The organism is Thauera sp. 2A1 (assembly GCF_009469595.2).
Classification (GTDB): domain Bacteria; phylum Pseudomonadota; class Gammaproteobacteria; order Burkholderiales; family Rhodocyclaceae; genus Thauera.
The window spans coordinates 1-19,617 of the sequence record NZ_SSXV01000002.1; the positions used below are offsets into that span (position 1 = coordinate 1).

Consider the following 19,617-nt stretch of genomic DNA (forward strand, 5'->3'; position numbering starts at 1 on the left):
TCGCCTTCAACCTGCTCAAGAATGCGGCGGGCGAAGGCGTGACGATCGGCCCGATCCTGCTGGGGGCCTCCAAGCCGGTGCATGTGCTGACGCCGTCGGCCACCGTGCGCCGCATCATCAACATGACTGCGCTCACCGTGGTCGAGGCCGGGCAGGGGCAGTAAGTCACGCTCCGCCCGCAGGCGCGGTTTTTCGTCCTCACTCCCCTGTGCCATGATGTTTGCAGGGGAGGCGCGGGATGGGGAGCAAGGCGGGGCGGGCGGCACTGGTACTGACGGGAGGGGGCGCGCGCGCCGCCTATCAGGTCGGCGTGCTGTCTGCGATCCGCGAGATCCGCGGGCGGCAGCCCGGGAATCCCTTCCCGATCCTGTGCGGGACGTCGGCGGGCGGCATCAACGCTGTCGCGCTGGCAGTGCATTCGACCAACTTCAATCACGCGGTGCGCCATCTCGCGCGCATCTGGCGCAATTTCCACGTCGGTCGCGTGTATCGGGTCGATCCGGTCGCGCTTTTCGGCAGTGGCCTGCGCTGGGGGGCGGCGGCCTTCACCGGCTGGCTGGTGCACCAGACGCCGCGGTCGCTGCTCGACAATGCCCCGTTGCGCGAGCTGCTCACGCGTGTGCTCGACTACCCGGCCATCGACCGTGCGATCAAGGCAGGTTATCTGCGGGCAATCAGCGTGACCGCCTCGGGCTATTCCTCGGGCGAGAGCCTGAGCTTCTTCGAGGGCTCGCTCGACATCGAGCCCTGGCACCGCGCACATCGCATGGGGGTGCGGGCGCGCCTCGGCGTCGATCACCTGATGGCGACCAGTGCCCTGCCGCTGGTGTTTCCGGCGGTGCGCATCAATCGCGAGTTCTTCGGCGACGGCTCCATGCGCCAGCTCGCGCCGGTGAGCCCGGCGATCCATCTCGGTGCCGACCGCATCCTGGTGATCGGTGCCGGCCGCCTGGCTGAGGAAGGGCGGCAGCGCGCCGGCGCCTATCCCTCGCCGGCGCAGATCGCTGGCCATGCGCTGTCCAGCATCTTCCTCGACACGCTGGCGGTCGATCTCGAGCGGCTCGAGCGCATCAACCAGATCATCGGCTGCCTCAACGGCGAGCAGCGCGATGCGGCAGCCGGCGGCCTGCGGCGGATCGAGACGCTCGTGATCTCGCCCTCGCGGCGCATCGACACCATCGCGGCGCAGTACCGGCAGGAGATCCCGCCACTGCTGGCGGCCGTGCTGCGCGGGATCGGCGCGATGCGGCGCGACGGCTCCACCTTGTTGTCCTATCTGCTGTTCGAGCCAGGCTTCATCCGCGCGCTGATGGACCTTGGCTACGGCGACGCGATCGCGCGCCGCGACGAGATCGCCGCCTTCCTCGATCTGTAGCATGGCGCTCGCTGCCGCATCCGGCCCGGTGGCCGCCCCCCTTTGTTTGTAAAGATTCGGCCACGTTCTGCCGTTCATGGGAGAATGGCGACAAGAATTTTCGAAACACCTTGAAAAGAACTTGCTATCTGCTTATTTTAGTTGAGAATTAGCACATAGCCTGCTGCGCCGTGTGTCTGCCTTTCCGCTCGTACTTTCGCTTTCCCGCCGCCATGAAGCCCCGACTTCTCCTTGCCCTTCTTCTTGGCCTGTCCGTCGCGCACACCAGCATCGGCACCGCTGCTGCCGCAACCGCGTCCCACGCCAATAAATCTACCAAGGCCGCGAGCAATCACGCGCGCGCCGCCGCCAAGACGACAGCCAGGTCGGCCGCGAAGAGCACAGGCAAGCCCGTCGCCAAGACGGCTGGCCGCAGCACCGAAAAGGCCGCAGTGCGCGTCTCCAGGGTGTCCGAACGCGTCGAGGCGCGCCGTGGCACCAAGGCGCAGCGGCTCGCCGAGGCCCGCCGCGGCGCGAAGGGTGGGGCGATGCGCGTGTCGCTGCGCCGTGAGCCGGTGGTGGCCAAGGCCGCGCCCGCGCTCGCCGCGCCGGTGGAACCGTCCTTCAGCGTTGACGCGCACGGCATGCCGCATCTGGGCTCGGCGGCGTTCTACGTCGTGAACCAGCATACCGGCGAGGTGCTGCTCGAGCGCAACTCCTCCTCCGTATTGCCGATCGCCTCCATCACCAAGCTGATGACGGCAATGGTCGTGCTCGACGGTGGCCAGAGCCTGTCCGAAGAGCTCTCGATCAGTGATGGCGACATCGACACGTTGAAGGGCACCGGCTCGCGCCTGGTGCTGGGAACGCGCCTGACGCGCGAGCAGTTGCTCAACCTCGCCCTGATGTCCTCCGAGAACCGCGCGGCGTCGGCCCTCGCGCGCAACTATCAGGGCGGCGAGCAGGCCTTCATCCATGCCATGAACGTGAAGGCACGCATGCTGGGCCTGAGCGACACGCGTTTCTACGACAGCACCGGACTGACGCCGCAGAACGTCTCCAGCCCGCGTGACCTGGCCAAGATGGTGGCGGCGGCCGCCTCCTACCCGCTGATCCGCGAGTTCTCGACCACGCCCGAGCGCTACGTCGAGATCGGCACGCGCCAGTTGCGCTTCGGCAACACGAATTCGCTGGTGAAGAACCCCGACTGGCAGATCGCCGTGCAAAAAACCGGCTACATCAGTGAGGCGGGCCGCTGTCTGGTGATGCAGGCCTGGATCCAGAAGCAGCCGGTGGTGATGGTGCTGATGGATTCGAACGGCCGTTACACGCGCACGGCGGATGCGCAGCGCGTACGCAAGTGGCTCGAGGCCGAGGGCGCGGAGCGTCTTGCTGCCGCGCCGAAGGACCGCGCCGGCTGAGCAGCGCGCGAGATGCGAGGAGCCCCGCTTGCGGGGCTCCGATCGTGATGTCCTGAGTTCAGTGGCGGGCGCCGCTGTAGCCGAGCGCCTGCGACACTTCGTCGGCCGTCTCGCGCACCAGCGGGGCCCAGTCCGGATTGAAGCGTTCGGACGGCGTCGATAGCGACAGACCGGCGATCAGCTCGCCATTGTTGTCGCGGATGCCGGCGGCAATGCAGCGCACACCCGATTCCACTTCGTCGAGGTCGAAGGCGACGCCATGGCGACGTACGCGGTCGAGTTCCTTCTCGAGCGCGGCGAACGTGGTGATGGACGCCGGTGTGGAGGGCGGCAGGCTGGTGCGCCGTGCATAGTCGCGCACCTGCTCGAGGCCGTCCTCGACCAGGAACAGCTTGCCGGTGGCGGTGGTGTGCAGTGGCGCGCGCGCGCCGACGATGTGCACCACGCGCACCGACGAGCGCCCGCTCGAGGTCCGCTCGACATAGACGATCTCGTCGCCTGCGCGAATGCCCAGATTGACGCTTTCCCCGGTGGCCGCGTGCAGCTTCAGCATGTAGGGCATCGCCGTGTCACGCAGCGAGATGCGCGACTTGACCAGGCTGCCGAGCTCGAGCAGACGGATGCCCAGCCGATAGACGCCCGCGTCGGAGCGTTCGACGAGACCGCTCTGCGACATCGCACCCAGGATGCGATGCGCGGTCGAAGGGTGCAGTCCGGTTTCGAGCGCCAGTTGCTTTAGCGGCACTGGATCGGCATGCTGCGCCAGGACGTCGAGCAGTTTCATCATGCGCTCGATGACCTGGATGGGGTTCTTGCCTTCGCCGGCGGCGGGAGTGGTTTCAGTCTTGGGCGGGGACACTTCGGCCTTGCAATCGATGTTGCGATGGGGTGCGGTACTGGGGTGAATGGTAACTCTGTCGCCTCATTTCGCCTAGTGAAATGAACTTCCAGTCCACGGTGTGCCCCGACTGCCGATGAGCCTGCCACTGATCGTCCTGCTGCCCTTCATCGGTGCGCCACTGGCTGCGCTGATGATCCGTGCCGGCCGCAACGCCTGCGCCGGGACGGCGTTCGCCTTCAGTCTCGGCGCCTTCGCTTTGCTGTTGTCGCATCTGCCCGATGTGCTGCAGGGCGAGCCGATCGAGGCGGGCTGGAGCTGGCTGCCGTCGCTGGGGCTGGACCTGGACTTCCGCCTTGACGGCCTGGGCTTCCTGTTCGCGCTGCTCATCCTGGGCATCGGCCTGCTGATCATCGTCTATGCGCGCTTCTACCTTTCCGGGCGCGATCCGATGGGCAGCTTCATGGCCTATCTGCTGGCCTTCCAGGGCGCGATGCTGGGCATCGTGCTGGCGGACAACGTGCTGCTGCTGCTGGTGTTCTGGGAACTGACCAGCCTGTCGTCCTTCCTGCTGATCGGCTACTGGAAGCATCTGCCCGACGGACGGCAGGGCGCGCGCATGGCGCTGACGGTGACCGCGGCCGGCGGGCTGGCGATGATCGCCGGCATGCTGATCCTCGGCGACGTCGCCGAGTCCTACCGCCTGTCGGACATCCTGCAGCAGGCCGAGGCGATCCAGGCCTCGCCGCACTACCTGCCGGCGCTGCTGCTGATCCTCGCCGGCTGCTTCACCAAGAGTGCGCAGTTTCCCTTCCACTTCTGGCTGCCGCATGCGATGGCGGCGCCGACGCCGGTGTCGGCCTATCTGCATTCGGCGACGATGGTGAAGGCGGGCGTATTCCTGCTGGCGCGGCTGTGGCCGGTGCTCGCCGGCTCCGAGGCCTGGTTCTACCTGGTGGCGACGACCGGCCTGGTGACCATGCTCGCGGGCGCGTTGATCGCACTGTTCAAGGACGACCTGAAGGCGGTGCTGGCGTATTCGACCGTCAGTCACCTGGGGCTGGTGACCATGCTGCTGGGCTTCGGCACGCCGATGGCGGCGCTGGCGGCGGTGCTCCACATCCTCAACCACGCGAGCTTCAAGGCGGCGCTGTTCATGATCGCCGGCATCGTCGACCACGAAGCCGGCACGCGCGACATCCGGCGCCTGGGCGGGTTGGCGCAGGCGATGCCGATCGCCGCCACGCTCGCCGTGCTGGCCGGGGCCTCGATGGCCGGGGTGCCGCCGCTGAACGGCTTTCTGTCCAAGGAGATGATGCTGCAGGAGGCGACGCTGCTGGCCGACTGGGCCGGCAACGCCTGGCTGGTGGCGGCATTGGCGACGCTGGCGGCCTGCCTGTCGGTGGCCTACTCCTTGCGCTTCGTCATCCACGTCTTCTTCGGTCGCCCGCGCGCCGTGCTGGCGCATCACCCGCATGATCCGCCCGCCGGCATGTGGTTGCCGCCGGCCTTGCTGGTCGTGCTGGTGGTGGCCATCGGCCTGATGCCGTCAACGCTTGCCGGCGCGCTCGTCGCGGCGGCTGCGTCCGCGGTCACCGGCGGCGATCTGCCGGCGCATGAGCTGGCCCTGTGGCACGGCTTCAACCCCGCGTTGGGGCTCAGCGCGCTCGCACTGCTGTCGGGGCTGGTGCTGCTGAAGGCCTATCGCAGCGCGCGCGCCTCGTGGTCGGCCGGACCGCACCCGCAGGCGAAAGCGATGTTCGACGGGGTCATCGACTACGTCGTCGACCTCGCGCGCACCATCACCCAGGGCTTGCACAACGGCTCGCTGCAGCGCCAGCTCGCCTTCGCCGTGGGCGCGGTGGTGGTGCTCGGCTTCGGTACCTTCCTGACCACGCCCTACGAGGCCGGTGAGCGCGCGACGCTGCCGGCGGAGCCGGTGGCGGTGGTCGGCTGGCTGCTGCTGCTGGCCGCCACGGGCGCGGTGCTCGCGCTGCACCGCAATCGTCTGCTGGCGCTGGTCAACGTCGGCGTGATCGGCCTCATCGTCTCGCTCGGCTTCGCCTACCTGTCGGCGCCGGATCTGGCGCTGACCCAGATCGCGGTGGAGGTGGTGACGGTCATCCTGCTGCTGCTGGCGCTTGCCCACCTGCCGCGCCACACGCCGCGTGAGACCGGGTGGCTGCGCCGGCTGCGCGATGCCGGCCTTGCCGTGGCCGCCGGCCTGGGCGCGGGCGGCGCGGTGTGGGCGATGATGACGCGGGAGTTCGAGACCCTTTCCGGCTACTACCTGGAGCAGTCGGTGCCCGGCGGTGGCGGGGCGAACGTGGTGAATGTGATCCTGGTCGACTTCCGCGGTTTCGACACTTTCGGCGAGATCACCGTGCTGGGCATCGCCGCGCTGGCGATCTACGCGCTGCTCGATCGCGGCACGCCGTCGGTGTACGGCGCGCCGCCCGCCGTACCGCCGGCGCAGGATGCATCCAACTCGCTGATGATGGCGGTGGCGATGCGCATCATGCTGACGCTGTCGATCGTCGTCGGCGCGTTCATCTTCCTGCGCGGACACAACGCGCCGGGCGGCGGCTTTGTCGCCGGCCTGGTGGTGTCGATCGCGCTCGCGCTGCAATACATGGCGCATGGCATGCGCTGGGCCGACACTCACATGCGCATCGACTACCACACGCCGATCGGCTGGGGCGTGGTCGTGGCCGCGACCACCGGCCTGGGCGCCTGGCTGGCCGGGCATCCCTTCCTGACGAGCACGGTGTGGCACCTGGACGTGCCGGTGGTGGGCGAAGTGCACATCGCCTCGGCGATGTTCTTCGACACCGGGGTGTTTCTCGTCGTCGTGGGCGCGACGCTGCTGGCACTCACCAGCCTTGCCCGCCTCCGCGTGGGGGATGGCCCGGCGCGCAAGCCCGGCACCGGTGGCGCGGCCGCGCGCAAGGAGGCCTGACATGGAATTCCTGGTTGCCAGTTCGGTGGGCGTGCTGACGGCGGCGGGCGTATACCTGCTGCTGCGCGCGCACACTTTTCCGGTGGTGCTGGGGCTCACGCTGCTGTCTTACGCGACCAACGTCTACCTGTTCGCGACGGGCCGGCTGGCGATCAACGCGCCGCCGCTGATCGACGCGCAGGTTGCCCGCTACACCGACCCGCTGCCCCAGGCCCTGGTGCTGACCGCCATCGTGATCTCCTTCGGCATGACGGCGCTGCTGGTGGTCATGGCGCTGCGCAGTTGGTCCGCCAGCGGCGACGATCATGTCGACGGCGGCCCGGCGGCTCCCGGCACGGCGCCGGAGGACAGGCGGTGAACCACTGGATCGTGCTGCCGGTGCTGCTGCCCGCGCTGCTCGGCAGCGTGCTGGTGCTGATCGGACGGCGCGACCCTGTCATCGCGCGCACGCTTTCCGTCGCGTCGTGCGCAGCGCTGCTGGCGCTGGTGGTGTCCTTGCTGGCGACGGCATCGACCGAGGCGCCGCAGGTGTATGCGCTGGGCGACTGGCCTGCGCCCTTCGGCATCGTGCTGGTGCTCGACCGGCTGGCGGCGCTGATGCTGGTGCTGGCCAACCTGCTCGCGCTGCTCGTGCTGCTGTCGGCCATCGGTGGCGCAGATCGCGAGAGACAGCATTTCCATGCGCTGTGGCAGTTCCAGGTGATGGGCATCAACGGCGCCTTCCTGACCGGCGATTTCTTCAACCTGTTCGTGTTCTTCGAGATCCTGCTCATCGCATCCTACGGGCTGATGGTCCATGGCGGCGGGCGCGAACGGCTCAGGGCTGGCGTGCAGTACGTGGTGGTGAACCTTGTCGGCTCCACGCTCTTCCTGCTGGCGGTGGGGCTGATCTACAGCGTGACCGGCACGCTGAACATGGCCGATCTCGCGTCGCGCGTGCCCGAGGTTGCAGCGGGCGATCGCGCGCTGCTGCACACCGGGGCGCTGCTGCTGCTGCTCGTGTTCGCGCTCAAGGCGGCGCTGGTGCCGGTGCATTTCTGGCTGCCCGGTACCTATGCGCACGCGCCGGCGGCGGTTGCCGCGCTATTCGCGATCATGACCAAGGTGGGTGCCTACGCCATCATCCGCCTGTTCACGCTGGCCTTTGGCGACGATGCGGGTGCCTCGTCCTGGCTGGCCGCACCCTGGCTGTTGCCTGCGGCCATGCTGACCTTGCTGGCCGGCATGACCGGCGTGCTGGGGGCGCAGTCGCTCGCACAACTGGCGGGTTTCTCGGTGATCGGCTCGATGGGTACGCTGCTGATGGCCGTGGCGCTGTTCACCGAGGAGGCGCTGAGCGCCGCCCTGTACTACCTGCTGCATTCCACGCTCGCTGCCGCGGCGTTGTTCTTGCTCGTCGGCATGATTGCGCAGCGGCGCGGCGGCGCTGGCGATCGGCTGCGCATTGCGCCGCCAGTGGCGCAGGCGCCGTTGCTCGGCGCGTTGTTCTTCATCGCCGCGATCGCGGTGTGCGGCATGCCGCCGCTGTCGGGCTTCATCGGCAAGCTGCTGATCCTCGACAGCGCGCGGGAATCGGTGAGCGCGTCGTGGATCTGGGGCCTCATCCTGGGAACGTCGTTGCTGGCCGTCATCGGCTTTTCACGTGCAGGCAGCCTGGTGTTCTGGAAGAGCACCGCGCAGGCTGAGGCGCAGGACGCAGAGGGCGGGGGCGCTGCCGAAGATGAGGGCGCTGCGCCGCCTGCCAGGGGCGGTGCGCTGCCGCTGGTGGCGACGTCCGCGTTGCTGGCCGGCCTGGTCGGACTGACGGTGTTCGCAGGTCCGGTGAGCGAGTGGCTGGACGACACCGCCGCTCAGGTGCACGAGCCTGCGCAGTATGTGGATGCGGTGCTGGGCGCCGCAGCGGGGAACGAATGATGGCACGCGACGCCTCCACCGCGTTGCCGCGCCCGTCCAGCCGTCGCTGGCTGCCGCATCCGTTGATCAGCGCGGTGCTGGTGGTCGTCTGGCTGCTGCTGCAGAACGATTTCAGCCTTGGCCAGTTGCTCATCGGCCTCGTCCTCGGCCTTGTCGTGCCGCGGCTGAGCGCGGGCCTCTGGCCGGCACCGCCGCGCATCCTGAGCTACCGCAAGGCGATCGCCTTTGTGCTGCTGGTGGCGTGGGACATTGCCGTCGCCAACGTGGTGGTGGCACGGCTGGTGCTTTTCCGGCCGGTGGCGGAATTGCGCATGCGCTGGGTGCGCGTGCCGCTGGAGCTCGAGGCGGCCGAGGCGATCGCCGCCTTTGCCGCAACGATCACGCTCACGCCTGGCACCGTCAGTTGCGAGCTGTCCGCGGACGGCCGCAGCCTGCTGGTGCATTGTCTGGACGTCGGTGACGCAGAAGAGGCGGCCACCGACATGAAGCGGCGCTACGAGGCGCGCCTGAAGGAGATCTTCGGATGACGACCCACGCCCCGCTCGATTACGCGCTCGCCTTCGGCTTTGCCGCCTTCGCGCTGGCGCTGCTGATGAACCTCGTGCGCCTGCTGAAGGGGCCGACGTCGATGGACCGTGTGCTGGCGGCCGACACCATGGTGATCAACGTGATCGCGCTCATCGTGCTGCTCGGCATCCACCAGGCCACCAAGGCTCACTTCGAGGCGGCGCTGCTGTTCGCGATGTTCGGTTTCGTGGCCACCGTGGCGTTTTGCCGCTTCATGCTGCGCGGCCGGCTGATCGACTGAGGAGGTGGCGATGAACCTCTATGCCGAGATCGCCGTGGCCCTCCTCATCGTGGTCGGCGCCAGCTTCGGCCTCGTCGGCTCATGGGGCTTGCTGCGGCTGCCGCACCTGATGGCGCGGCTGCATGCGCCAACGAAGGCAACGACGCTGGGCGTGGGCAGCGTGCTGCTGGCGTCGATGGTGTACTTCCTGGCGACCGGCGAGGGTTTCTCGGTGCATGAAGTGCTGATCGTGCTGTTCCTGTTCCTCACCGCGCCGGTTTCCGCGAGCTTCATCGCCAGGGGTTATCTGCGCGCGCATGTCGACCCCGCCGAGTTGCCCGGTGCAGGCGAGCAGGGATGGGCGAGCTTCGTGCCACGGGCAGGCGATGGCGGCGATCAGGCTGAAGCATCGTCGTCCTGGGACGTCCGAAAGGACTGATGCGCCGTCGCCGGCTCGCGCCGGTCGGCCGGGCTGGCGCATAATCGCGGCCTGTTTTCGCATCGCGCCATCCGGCGCTCCGAGGTCTGTCTTGGTTTCCATCCGCAAGAATCCCCCGCAACCGGCGCCGTCGCGCATCGCCGGCACGCTCAAGGTCAAGAAGCGCGAGCCCGATCCGGTCGTGGATGAAGCCGCGGCGGAGGCGCCGCGCCAGTCCGCGCGGCGCGCCAGCGAGACGGACCAGCCAGCGCGCGGGAGGACGGCCGATCGTGCGGCGAAGCCGGCCCGGCAAGGGGAGGGAAAGGGGCAGGCGAGGGGGGCCGCGAAGACCGAGGCGGGAGGCGGGAAGATGGCGGGGCCGAAAGCGGGGCCGAATGCGGCAGGCGCATCCGGCCGCCGTACGTCGGCCGCGCGGGCGCCTGCACGTGACGAGGGCAGCCGCGCGCACGCGCCTGCTCCGATTTCATCCACGTCGGCCGAAGGCGTGCGCCTGTCCAAGGTGATGGCCGACCGCGGTATCTGCTCGCGGCGCGAGGCGGATGAACTCATCGCGCGCGGCTGGGTGTTCGTGGACGGCAAGCGTGTTTCGGAACTCGGCACGCGCATCGATCCGGCGGCCGGCATCACGCTGGCACCGGAAGCCCGGCGCGAGCAGGCACAGCGGGTGACGATCCTGCTGCACAAGCCGGTCGGCTATGTGTCGGGCCAGCCCGAGCCCGGCTTCGAGCCCGCCGTGAGCCTGATCGGGGCGCACAACCAGTTCGACCGCGACACCGCGCAGCGCTTTCATCCCTCGCAGTTGAAGAACCTCGCGCCGGCCGGCCGCCTCGACATCGATTCCACCGGCCTGCTGGTGCTGACGCAGGACGGCCGCGTGGCGCGCCAGTTGATCGGTGAGGACTCCGAGATCGACAAGGAGTACCTGGTGCGGGTGGAAGGAACGCTCGTGCGGGACGGCCTCGAGTTGCTGAACCATGGGCTGGAGCTGGACGGGCGCAAGCTGCGGCCGGCGCAGGTGGAATGGCTCAACGACGACCAGTTGCGTTTCGTGCTGCGCGAGGGCCGCAAGCGCCAGATCCGCCGCATGTGCGAACTGGTCGGGCTGAGAGTGACCGGCCTCAAGCGCGTGCGCATCGGCCGCGTGCGCCTGGGCGACCTGCCGCTGGGGCAGTGGCGCTACCTGCGCGAGGACGAGGCGTTCTGAAATGGAGGAGGGGCAGCCGGCGGTGCCGGACTGCCCCTCCTCCTCCGTTCCTGCCCCGCGCTTGCGGGGCACAATCATCACGCTGCGACAGACTCCCGCAGCTCCTTGTGGGCGGCGCGGATGACGGCTTCGTGAGCTGCCCTCGCAGCGAGCTCACCGGCCATCTCTTCGGACACTCCGCTGACGGTCGCGAAACATCCATCCAGCGGGCACTTGAACCCCGGCGGACATCCATGTTCGCAAGCGCATTCCCTTTGGGTTTCGTCCAGCAGGACCATTTCCCTGACGGCTTCGCACCGGCCGATCGGCGAATCAAAAAAGCACATTTCAGCCTCCTCTTCTCTTGCCCAGTTTTTAGCTGCTGCCGTGAAAAACCGCACAATTTTTTGTTGTTTTCATGTTACTCCTCGAAGCGCTTTTTACCCGGCAATTTGAGTATTCGTTGACTTTTGTCAATACGTCCATTTCGCCAATTGAAGTTGCGTTCGGTGTATGCAAGCGGCTTTAGACAGCGGCTATCGTGGAAGGGGCCACGTGCCCACTCCCAGCCCGGACCTGGGCGTGTCTGCAGGCAGAGCTCGCGGCTGTTGATGGTGCTGCGCCACAGGTGCCATGGTGCGGGCGCTGCGCCGAGTGGCGCGCTCGCGCTTGCCGCCAGCATGAAGACCGTGCCCCGGGTGAGTCGCCGGATGAAGCTCCTGCAGCGCCCCGCGGACTGCGGCGTCGCCGGCAGCGTCCTATTCGGCACGTAGTGCCTCGACCGCGTTGAGGCGGGCAGCCTTGCGCGCCGGCAGCACGCCCGCCGCGAGGCCGATGACCACCGCCACCGCCTCGGCGAGAAACACGAAGCGCCACGGTGTGGTGACGGGCAGCGCCGGTACCAGCAGGCCGACGAGCTGCGCGATGCCGGCGCCGAGGGCGAGACCCAGGAAGCCGCCGATGGCGGCCAGGGCTACCGCCTCGCCGAGAAAGAGGCCGAGGATGGTGCGTCGGCGCGCGCCGAGCGCGACCAGCAGGCCGATCTCGTTGGTGCGCTCGGCGACCGCGATGGTCATGATCGTCACGATGCCCACCGCGCCCACCAGCAGCGAGATGCCACCGAGCGCACCCACCGCGGCGGTCAGGATGCCGAGGATGTTCGACAGCGTGGCGAGCATGTCCTCCTGGGTGATGAGGGTGAAGTCCTCGCGGCCGTGGCGTGCGACGAGGATCTTGCGGATGCCGTCGGTCACGCGCGCGGCCGGCACGCCTTCCTCGTAGGTGATGTTGATCTCCATCAGGCCGGTGCGGTTGTACAGGGCCATCGCCCGCGCAGTGGGGATGTAGGCGGCGTCGTCGAGGTCGATGCCGAGGAACTGGCCCTTGCGTTCCATGACGCCGATCACGCGGAAGCGCTCGCTGCCGATCTGCACCCGCTCGCCGAGCGGATTGTCGCTGCCGAACAGCTCCTGCCTCAGCGTCGCGCCCAGCACCAGGAAGGCGCGTGGATTCTCAGGGTCGTCGTGCGGCAGGAAACTGCCCACCTTGATCCTCATCGCGAACGCGCGCTGCATGTCGGGGCCGGCGCCGACGATGAAGGTACGGCGCGTGCGACCGTTGGCGCGCACCTCGGAGTTGCCCGAGACCGAGGGCGTCAGGCCGGTGACGTGCGGCGCGCGGCGCAGCGCAGCGGCGTCGTCCAGCGTCAGCTCGCGGGCGGTGGAGGGCAGGCCGGGCGGGCCACCCTTGGCGCTGCGACGGCCGGGCTGCACGGTGACGATGTTGGTACCGAACTGCGAGAACTCCTTCAGCACGAACTGGTGCAGGCCTTCGCCGATCGAGGTGAGCAGGATCACCGCGGCGATGCCGACGGCGATGCCCAGCAGGGTCAGGAAGCTGCGCATCCGGTGCGCGGTCAGGGCGCGCAGCGCGAGGTGGAGGAAGTCCGGCCAGCGCATGGTGGCTTCAGCGCTTCATCAGTGCCTGCACCGGGTCGAGCCGGGCGGCGCGGCGCGCCGGCATCACGCCGAACAGCAGGCCGGTGGTGAGCGCGGTGCCCAGCGCGGCGATCACGGCCCACTGCGGCGGCCAGGCCGGCAGCACCGGCCAGGTCAGGCGGATGCCCCAGGCGCCCAGGTGGCCGAGCGCGAAGCCGACGAATGCGCCCGCGAGGGACAGCAGGGCGGCTTCGGTCAGGAAGGCGAGGCGGATGTGGCGACCGCTGGCGCCGAGCGCCTTCAGCAGGCCGATCTCGCCGGTGCGCTGGGTCACCGCGACCAGCATCACGTTCATCACCAGGATGCCGGCCACCGCCAGGCTGATCGCAGCGATGCCGGCCACCGCCAGCGTCAGCGCGCCGAGGATGCGGTCGAAGGTGCCGAGCACCGCGTCCTGCGTGATCAGCGTGACGTCGAGCTCGCCTTCGTGGCGGGCGCGCATGATCTTCTCCATCTCGCGCTGTGCCGGCACGATGGCTTCGCGGCTGCGCACCTCGACCATGATGCGGAACAGCGTGTTGGTGTTGAACATCGCCTGCGCGGTGGCGACCGGCACGATGACGATCTCGTCGGTGTTCATGCCCAGGCCCTGGCCGGACGGTGCCATGACGCCCACCAGCCGCAGGCGGTGGTCGCCGATGCGCACCATGCGTCCCACCGCCGGCTCGTTGCCGAACAGCTCGCGCCGCAGCGTGTCGCCGATCACCGCGACGGCCGCGGCACGCCCGAGATCCTCGCGCGGCAGGAACTGGCCGGCGGCGACGCGGTAGTTGCGGATGTCGACATAGTCGGCAGTGGTGCCCAGCACCAGCACTTCGCGCAGCTTGCCGCCCACCGAGATCTCCGAATTGCCCAGCGACAGCGGCGCGACGCGGGTCACCAGGGGCGCGCGCAGCAGCGCACTGGCGTCGGCCACCGTGAGGTCGCGCGGGGTGCTGGTGACGAAGCTGCCCGCGTTGACGCCCCCCGTCTCGTTGCGCCCGGGCAGCACGATGACGAGGTTGGCGCCCAGCGAGGCGAACTGGCCGACGACGTAGCGCCGTGCGCCGTCGCCCAGCGCGGTGAGCACCACCACTGCAGCCACGCCGATCGCCATTGCCAGCACCATCAGCGCGGTGCGCACGGGATAGGCGAGGGCGGCGCGGCTGGCAAAGCGCAGGGTGTCCGCGGGTGTCATGTGCTCAACCGGTGGCCGGGGTGGCAGATTCCGGCCGGCGCACGTCCTGGCGCAGCGCGCCATCCTCCATCAGCAACTGCCGGCGCGCGCGCGCGCCCATGGAGGGGTCGTGCGTGACCACGATCAGCGTGGTGCCGCCGGCGTTGAGCGCCTCGAGCAGCGCGGTGACCTCCTGGCCGGTGGCGCGGTCGAGGTTGCCGGTGGGTTCGTCGGCCAGCAGCATCGCCGGCCGCATGATCGTGGCGCGCGCGATCGCGACACGCTGGCGCTGCCCGCCCGACAGCTCTTCTGGCCGATGGCCTGCCCGGGTTTCGAGGCCGAAGTCCTTCAGCGCGCGCGCCACGCGCGCGGCGCGCTCCGGCGGCGCCACGCCGGCCAGCATCAGCGGCAGTCCGATGTTCTCCGCAGCGGTGAGGCGCGGCACGAGATGAAAGCTCTGGAACACGAAGCCGATGCGGGCACGCCGGACTTCGGCCTGCTCGTCGGCCGACAGCGTGGTGACGTCACGCCCTTCCAGCCGGTAATGGCCGGCATCGGGGCGGTCGAGCAGTCCCAAGAGGTTCAGCAGGGTGGACTTGCCCGACCCCGACGGGCCCATCACCGCGACGTATTCGCCGGCCTCGATCGACACCGACAGGTCGCGCAACGCGTGCACCTCGCTGTCGCCGAGGCGGAAAATGCGCTCGATGCCGCTCAACTCGATCTGCGCCATTCGGCCCCCGTTCCGACCTTGGTCCGTGGCCGCTAGCGGCTGCCGGGTTCCGCCGCCACGTGCGCGCCGGCTTTCACGCCTTCACGCTCGAGCGAGGTGACGATGCGCTCGCCTGCGTTGAGGCCTTCCAGCACCTCGGTGTATTCCCAGTTGGCGACGCCGGTCTTCAGCGTGCGCTCGACCAGGCGGCCGTCCTCGACCACCAGCACCTTGCTGCCTTCGCGCAGCGCCGCGGTGGGGATGCGCAGCGTGTCCGGCCGCGTCGCGAGCACGATCTCGACGTCCGCGCTGTAGCCGACGAGCATGCCCTTCGCTTCTTCGGGATGCACGAAGTCGACGTCGACCTCGACCGTGCGCGCCTGCTTCTCGACCGCGGTGATGTAGGGCGCGACGCGCTTCACCCGGCCGTCGAACACGCGGCCCGCCAATGCTTCCAGCGTGATGCGCACCGGCTGGCCGGGCTGGATCTTCGGTGCGTCCACTTCGTCCATCGGCGCCGTCACGTAAAGGCAGGAATCGTCGATGAGGTCGATCGCGGGCGGGGTGGGCACGCCCGGTGGCGAGGGGATCGAGATCTCGCCCAGCTCGCCGGTGATCTTCGCCACCGTGCCGGCGAAGGGCGCCACCAGCACCAGGCGCTGGCGCTCGGTGGTGGTGGCATCGATCTGCGCCTGGGCAGTGGCGACGTCGGCGCGCGCGGTGTCGCAGGTGGCGCGGCGCGCGCGCGCTTCGGTGCGCGCCTTTTCCTCGAGGCTGGCCGAGACGAAGCCGCGCTTCACCAGTTGTGCCTGGCGCTCGGCCTCGCGTGCGGCGTTGTCCGCCACCGTACAGGCTTCCCGCACGCGCTGGCGCGCGGTGGCGAGCTGCGCCTGATTCACCGCCAGCCGGGCGTCGAGGTCGCCGTGCCACAAGCGCATCAGCACCTGCCCCGCCTGCACACGGTCGCCTTCCTTCACGCCGAGATACTCGATGCGCCCGCCGACGATGGTCGCCATCTTGGTGCGCTGGCAGGCTTCGATCTCGCCGGCCCGGGTATTGGCGAGGGTGGCCTCGACCGTGCCACGCGCCACCTCATGGACGACCACCGGGATGGCTTTCGGCCGGGTGAACCACCACCCTGCGGCGGCGAGCGCGGCGAGCATGAGGAGAAGCGGGATCAGGCGGCGAAGTGACTTCATGTTGAGTGGAGAGTCCGGGAAGGTCGTGGTTCGCTGAGTTCGCGCGCGGGATGCGCAAGCGGTATTCCTTCCGAGGCTGCGGAACTCGCTGCGCTCGGACAGTCCTCGCCTCTCCAGCAACACCGCTCGCACATCCCGGAACCACTGAGGGAGATCAGGCAGAAAGGCGAAAGGCGGCGTGAAACGGGCTCAGGTTGAAAGTGCCTCACTTCGGTAGCCGGGGGTGTGCTGGGCATTCCTGGCGCAGGCGAGGACTGTCTGAGCCCGAAGGGCGAGTTCCGCAGCCTGCAGAAGGAATGCCCAGCATGCCCCTGGCGGGCTGACAGCGCTCCGCGGCCAGGAAACGAAGCACCAAGCTGAAGATCGGCAGCGAAGTCATTGACTAAGCTCATTGGCCCATCCTGTACGCGCGCCCTGTGAGGCTTACTTCCCGCCCTTCGCCCACGAATCCTTCAGCGTGACCGTGCGGTTGAACACCGGCGCGCCGGGTTTGGAGTCCACGCGGTCGGCGACGAAGTAGCCGTGGCGCTCGAACTGGAAGCAATCCTCCGCTTGCGCGTTCTTCAGTGCAGATTCCAGGTAGGCGGTGATGGTGCGCTTGCTGTCCGGGTTGATGTCGGTGAGGAAGTCGCGCTCGAAATCGGGTGCGTCGCCCTCGCGGCGCTGGCCCGGATGCGGGTGGGCGAACAACCGGTCGTAGATGCGCACCTCGGCTTCGTAGCCGTGCGCCGCCGACACCCAGTGCAGGTTGCCCTTGACCTTGTAGTTGTCGGCGCCCGGGGTGCCGGACTTGGAGTCGGGCATGTACTCGGCGAGCACCGCGGTGACGTTGCCGGCGGCGTCCTTCTCGCAGCCGGTGCACTTGACCACGAAGCCGTAGCGCAGGCGCACCATGTTGCCGGGGTAGAGGCGGTGGAAGCCCTTCACCGGCGCTTCCATGAAGTCCTCACGTTCGATCCACAGCTCGCGGGAAAACGGCATGTCGCGCTTCCCCAGCTCCGGCTTGAGCGGATGGTTCGGTGCCTGGCACAGCTCGGACTGCCCTTCCGGGTAGTTGGTGATGACGAGCTTCAGCGGGTCGAGCACCGCGACGCGACGCTCGGCGGCCTCGTTGAGGTCGTCGCGCATGCATTCTTCCAGCACGCTCATGTCGATCCACGAGTCGGCCTTGGAGACGCCGATGCGCTCGGCGAAGCGGCGGAAGCCGGCGGCGGTGAAGCCGCGGCGGCGAGCGCCGACGAGGGTGGGCAGGCGCGGATCGTCCCAGCCGTCGACATGGCCTTCGTTCACCAACTGGATCAGCTTGCGCTTGGACAGCACCACATAGGTGAGGTTGAGGCGGGCGAACTCGATCTGCTGCGGCAGCGGGCGCGGGAAGTGGCCTTCGGTGGCGAGCGCGTCGAGCAGCCAGTCGTAGAACGGGCGCTGGTCTTCGAATTCGAGCGTGCACACCGAATGCGTGATGTTCTCGATCGCATCCTCGATCGGATGCGCGAAGGTGTACATCGGGTAGATGTGCCAGGCGTCGCCCGTACGGTGGTGGGCGGCGTGGCGGATGCGGTAGATCGCCGGGTCGCGCAGGTTGATGTTGGGGCTCGCCATGTCGACTTTCGCGCGCAGCACGTGGCTGCCTTCGGCGAACTCGCCGGTGCGCATGCGCGCGAACAGGTCGAGGTTCTCGGCCACGCTGCGGTCGCGGAACGGGCTGTTCTTGCCCGGTTCGGTGAGCGAGCCACGGTTGGCGCGCATCTCTTCGGCCGACTGCGAGTCGACGTAAGCCTTGCCGGCCTTGATCAGGCTCAGCGCACAGTCGTGCATGCGGTCGAAGTAGTCCGAGGCGAAGTACAGGTGCTCGCCCCAGGCGAATCCGAGCCACTTCACCGCCTCGAGGATGGCGTCGACGTACTCCTGCTCTTCCTTCTCGGGGTTGGTGTCGTCGAAGCGCATGTGGCACACGCCGCCATAGGATTCGGCGAGGCCGAAGTTCAGGCAGATCGACTTGGCGTGGCCGTAGTGCAGATAGCCGTTGGGTTCGGGCGGGAAGCGTGTCTCGACGCGGCCGCCCCATTTTCCGGTGCGATTGTCCTCGTCGATGATGTTGCGGATGAAGTTGGAGACGACGGGAGCCTCGGCGGCGGGAGCGGTGTTCTTGGCGTTGTTCGGGTTCATCGGTCTGTGCGGGCAGGCGCCGCGTGGGCGGCGGGTACGTGTATCGGACATCGGCGATGTCGACCTGCCCACCTCGGACCATGGCAGGACGGCGGCAGGCCGGTCTGGAATGCCGCGATTGTAGCCGATGCACCGCCGCAGCCGGGCAGGCTGGCGGTGGCGCTAGAATGCGTGGCACGTACTTTTGGTGACGTGATCCATGAACTTCTCCGCATTCGCCGCGGTCGGCGCCGGCGCCGCCTGTGGCGCATGGCTGCGCTGGGGCCTGGGCGTCTGGCTGAACCCGACATTCGCCTTGATCCCGCCGGGCACGCTCGTCGCCAATCTGCTCGGCGGTTTCGTGATGGGTATCGTGCTTGCCGCGGTGCACGCCTGGCCCGAGATGCCCGCGGCGCTCAAGCTGCTGCTCACGACCGGCCTGCTCGGCGGCCTCACCACGTTTTCCACGTTTTCTGCCGAATCGTTCCACCTGATCCAGCGCGGTGCCTGGGGCTGGCTCGCCGTTCATCTCGGCGCGCATGTCGCGGGCTCGGTGCTGCTGACCTGGGCCGGCTATTCACTTTTCAATGCGCTGCGCGGATGATGGAGCGATCCCTCTCATTCGTCTTCAACGCTTTGTTGCACTCTGGCGCCACGGCGCGGCTCATCGGGGCTGGATAATTCGTCCGGCCAATTCCCCACTGGAGGCTCACAACATGAAGAAGATCGTCGTTGCCCTGACTGCAGTCACTTTCGCCACCAGCGGCCTGGTCGGCTGCGCCAACATGAACGAAACCCAGCGCGACACCGGGACCGGCGCCGCGATCGGCGCGATCGCCGGCGGCCTGATCGGCGCCGCGACCGGCGGCGGCAACAAGGGCAAGTCAGCCGCGATCGGTGCGGCTGCAGGCGCGGCGCTCGGCGCAGGCGGTGGTTATCTGTGGTCCAAGCACATGCAGGAGCAGAAGGCGGCCATGGAGCAGGCCACCGCAGGTACCGGCGTCGGCGTGTCGCAGACGGCCGACAACCGCCTCAAGCTCGACATCCCGAGCGACATCTCGTTCGATACCGGCCGTTACGACGTCAAGCCCAACATGCGCCCGATCCTGGATCGCTTCGCCACCACGCTGAACCAGAACCCGGTGACGACGGTGACCATCATCGGCCACACCGACAGCACCGGCAGCGACGCGATCAACAATCCGCTGTCGATCAACCGTGCGAGCTCAGTACGGGATTACCTGTCCGCGCGAGGGGTGTCGGCCTCGCGCATTGCGGTCGATGGCCGCGGTTCGCGCGAGCCGGTGGCCGACAACGGGACCGCGGATGGCCGCGCCAAGAACCGCCGCGTCGAGATCTTCGTCGCCGAGGCCGCGCCGGCGCGCTGAGCATCAAGCAGTGGAATCCCGGTCAAGCCCGCTTCTGCGGCACAAGGTGCCGCGCGTACCGTGCAGGAGCGGGTTCGGATTGCGCATAGAACCCCTGGTCGACCGCTCCTGCTGGGGCGGGT

General features: G+C 68.5%; 18 protein-coding genes. 12 read left to right on the forward strand and 6 right to left on the reverse strand.

The features are described from left to right. The 3 genes from GH664_RS02060 to GH664_RS02070 all read left to right on the forward strand — a co-directional run. Positions 1 to 164 (forward strand): phosphate acyltransferase (locus GH664_RS02060; protein ID WP_153166501.1); only part of this gene is annotated, 164 nt, incomplete at its 5' end. 74 nt (positions 165 to 238) lie between these two features. Further along, a complete protein-coding gene (locus GH664_RS02065; protein WP_153166502.1) occupies positions 239 to 1,375 on the forward strand; it encodes a patatin-like phospholipase family protein in 1,137 nt (378 codons plus the stop codon). 212 nt (positions 1,376 to 1,587) lie between these two features. After that, positions 1,588 to 2,775: a serine hydrolase gene (locus GH664_RS02070; RefSeq protein ID WP_153166503.1), complete on the forward strand. Its 1,188-nt coding sequence runs from the start codon at positions 1,588 to 1,590 to the stop codon at positions 2,773 to 2,775. A gap of 58 nt (positions 2,776 to 2,833) precedes the next feature. Here the strand turns inward: GH664_RS02070 and GH664_RS02075 are convergent, their stop codons facing one another. Next, positions 2,834 to 3,562 (reverse strand): IclR family transcriptional regulator, encoded by a 729-nt coding sequence (locus GH664_RS02075; RefSeq protein ID WP_228111364.1) that lies wholly within the window; start codon positions 3,560 to 3,562, stop codon positions 2,834 to 2,836. Positions 3,563 to 3,749: 187 nt separating this feature from the next. Between GH664_RS02075 and GH664_RS02080 the strand changes: the two genes are divergently transcribed. From GH664_RS02080 to GH664_RS02110, 7 genes are all read left to right on the forward strand, one after another. Continuing rightward, on the forward strand, positions 3,750 to 6,572 hold the full coding sequence (locus tag GH664_RS02080) for a monovalent cation/H+ antiporter subunit A (RefSeq protein WP_153166505.1): 2,823 nt from the start codon (positions 3,750 to 3,752) through the stop codon (positions 6,570 to 6,572). Position 6,573: 1 nt separating this feature from the next. Further along, positions 6,574 to 6,930, forward strand: a complete 357-nt coding sequence (locus GH664_RS02085; protein WP_153166506.1) for a Na+/H+ antiporter subunit C — start codon at positions 6,574 to 6,576, stop codon at positions 6,928 to 6,930. Next, entirely contained in the window at positions 6,927 to 8,486 is a 1,560-nt protein-coding gene (locus tag GH664_RS02090) for a monovalent cation/H+ antiporter subunit D (RefSeq protein WP_153166507.1), read from the forward strand. The genes GH664_RS02085 and GH664_RS02090 overlap by 4 nt, the downstream gene beginning before the upstream one ends. Beyond that, entirely contained in the window at positions 8,483 to 9,013 is a 531-nt protein-coding gene (locus tag GH664_RS02095; protein WP_228111343.1) for a Na+/H+ antiporter subunit E, read from the forward strand. The genes GH664_RS02090 and GH664_RS02095 overlap by 4 nt, the downstream gene beginning before the upstream one ends. Further along, positions 9,010 to 9,294: a K+/H+ antiporter subunit F gene (locus GH664_RS02100; RefSeq protein WP_153166508.1), complete on the forward strand. Its 285-nt coding sequence runs from the start codon at positions 9,010 to 9,012 to the stop codon at positions 9,292 to 9,294. Before GH664_RS02095 ends, GH664_RS02100 begins: the two co-directional genes overlap by 4 nt. 10 nt (positions 9,295 to 9,304) lie before the next feature. Beyond that, on the forward strand, positions 9,305 to 9,712 hold the full coding sequence (locus GH664_RS02105; protein ID WP_153166509.1) for a Na+/H+ antiporter subunit G: 408 nt from the start codon (positions 9,305 to 9,307) through the stop codon (positions 9,710 to 9,712). A 91-nt stretch (positions 9,713 to 9,803) separates the two neighbouring features. Beyond that, positions 9,804 to 10,916, forward strand: coding sequence for a pseudouridine synthase (locus GH664_RS02110; protein WP_228111344.1), 1,113 nt, complete (start codon positions 9,804 to 9,806; stop codon positions 10,914 to 10,916). A gap of 737 nt (positions 10,917 to 11,653) precedes the next feature. Here GH664_RS02110 and GH664_RS02120 read toward each other — a convergent pair. From GH664_RS02120 to GH664_RS02140, 5 genes are all read right to left on the reverse strand, one after another. Continuing rightward, positions 11,654 to 12,853, reverse strand: a complete 1,200-nt coding sequence (locus GH664_RS02120; RefSeq protein WP_153166510.1) for an ABC transporter permease — start codon at positions 12,851 to 12,853, stop codon at positions 11,654 to 11,656. Positions 12,854 to 12,860: 7 nt separating this feature from the next. Then, positions 12,861 to 14,069, reverse strand: a complete 1,209-nt coding sequence (locus tag GH664_RS02125) for an ABC transporter permease (RefSeq protein ID WP_153166511.1) — start codon at positions 14,067 to 14,069, stop codon at positions 12,861 to 12,863. 4 nt (positions 14,070 to 14,073) lie between these two features. Beyond that, a complete protein-coding gene (locus tag GH664_RS02130) occupies positions 14,074 to 14,781 on the reverse strand; it encodes an ABC transporter ATP-binding protein (RefSeq protein ID WP_153166512.1) in 708 nt (235 codons plus the stop codon). 32 nt (positions 14,782 to 14,813) lie between these two features. Beyond that, positions 14,814 to 15,959: an efflux RND transporter periplasmic adaptor subunit gene (locus GH664_RS02135; protein ID WP_153166513.1), complete on the reverse strand. Its 1,146-nt coding sequence runs from the start codon at positions 15,957 to 15,959 to the stop codon at positions 14,814 to 14,816. A 423-nt stretch (positions 15,960 to 16,382) separates the two neighbouring features. Next, on the reverse strand, positions 16,383 to 18,128 hold the full coding sequence (locus GH664_RS02140) for a glutamine--tRNA ligase/YqeY domain fusion protein (RefSeq protein ID WP_153166514.1): 1,746 nt from the start codon (positions 18,126 to 18,128) through the stop codon (positions 16,383 to 16,385). Positions 18,129 to 18,327: 199 nt separating this feature from the next. Between GH664_RS02140 and crcB the strand changes: the two genes are divergently transcribed. After that, the gene (crcB, locus tag GH664_RS02145; protein WP_153166515.1) at positions 18,328 to 18,711 is read left to right on the forward strand and encodes a fluoride efflux transporter CrcB; all 384 of its coding nucleotides are present in this window, start codon (positions 18,328 to 18,330) and stop codon (positions 18,709 to 18,711) included. A gap of 112 nt (positions 18,712 to 18,823) precedes the next feature. Continuing rightward, a complete protein-coding gene (locus GH664_RS23875) occupies positions 18,824 to 19,495 on the forward strand; it encodes an OmpA family protein (protein ID WP_153166516.1) in 672 nt (223 codons plus the stop codon). The last annotated feature ends 122 nt before the right edge of the window (positions 19,496 to 19,617 follow it).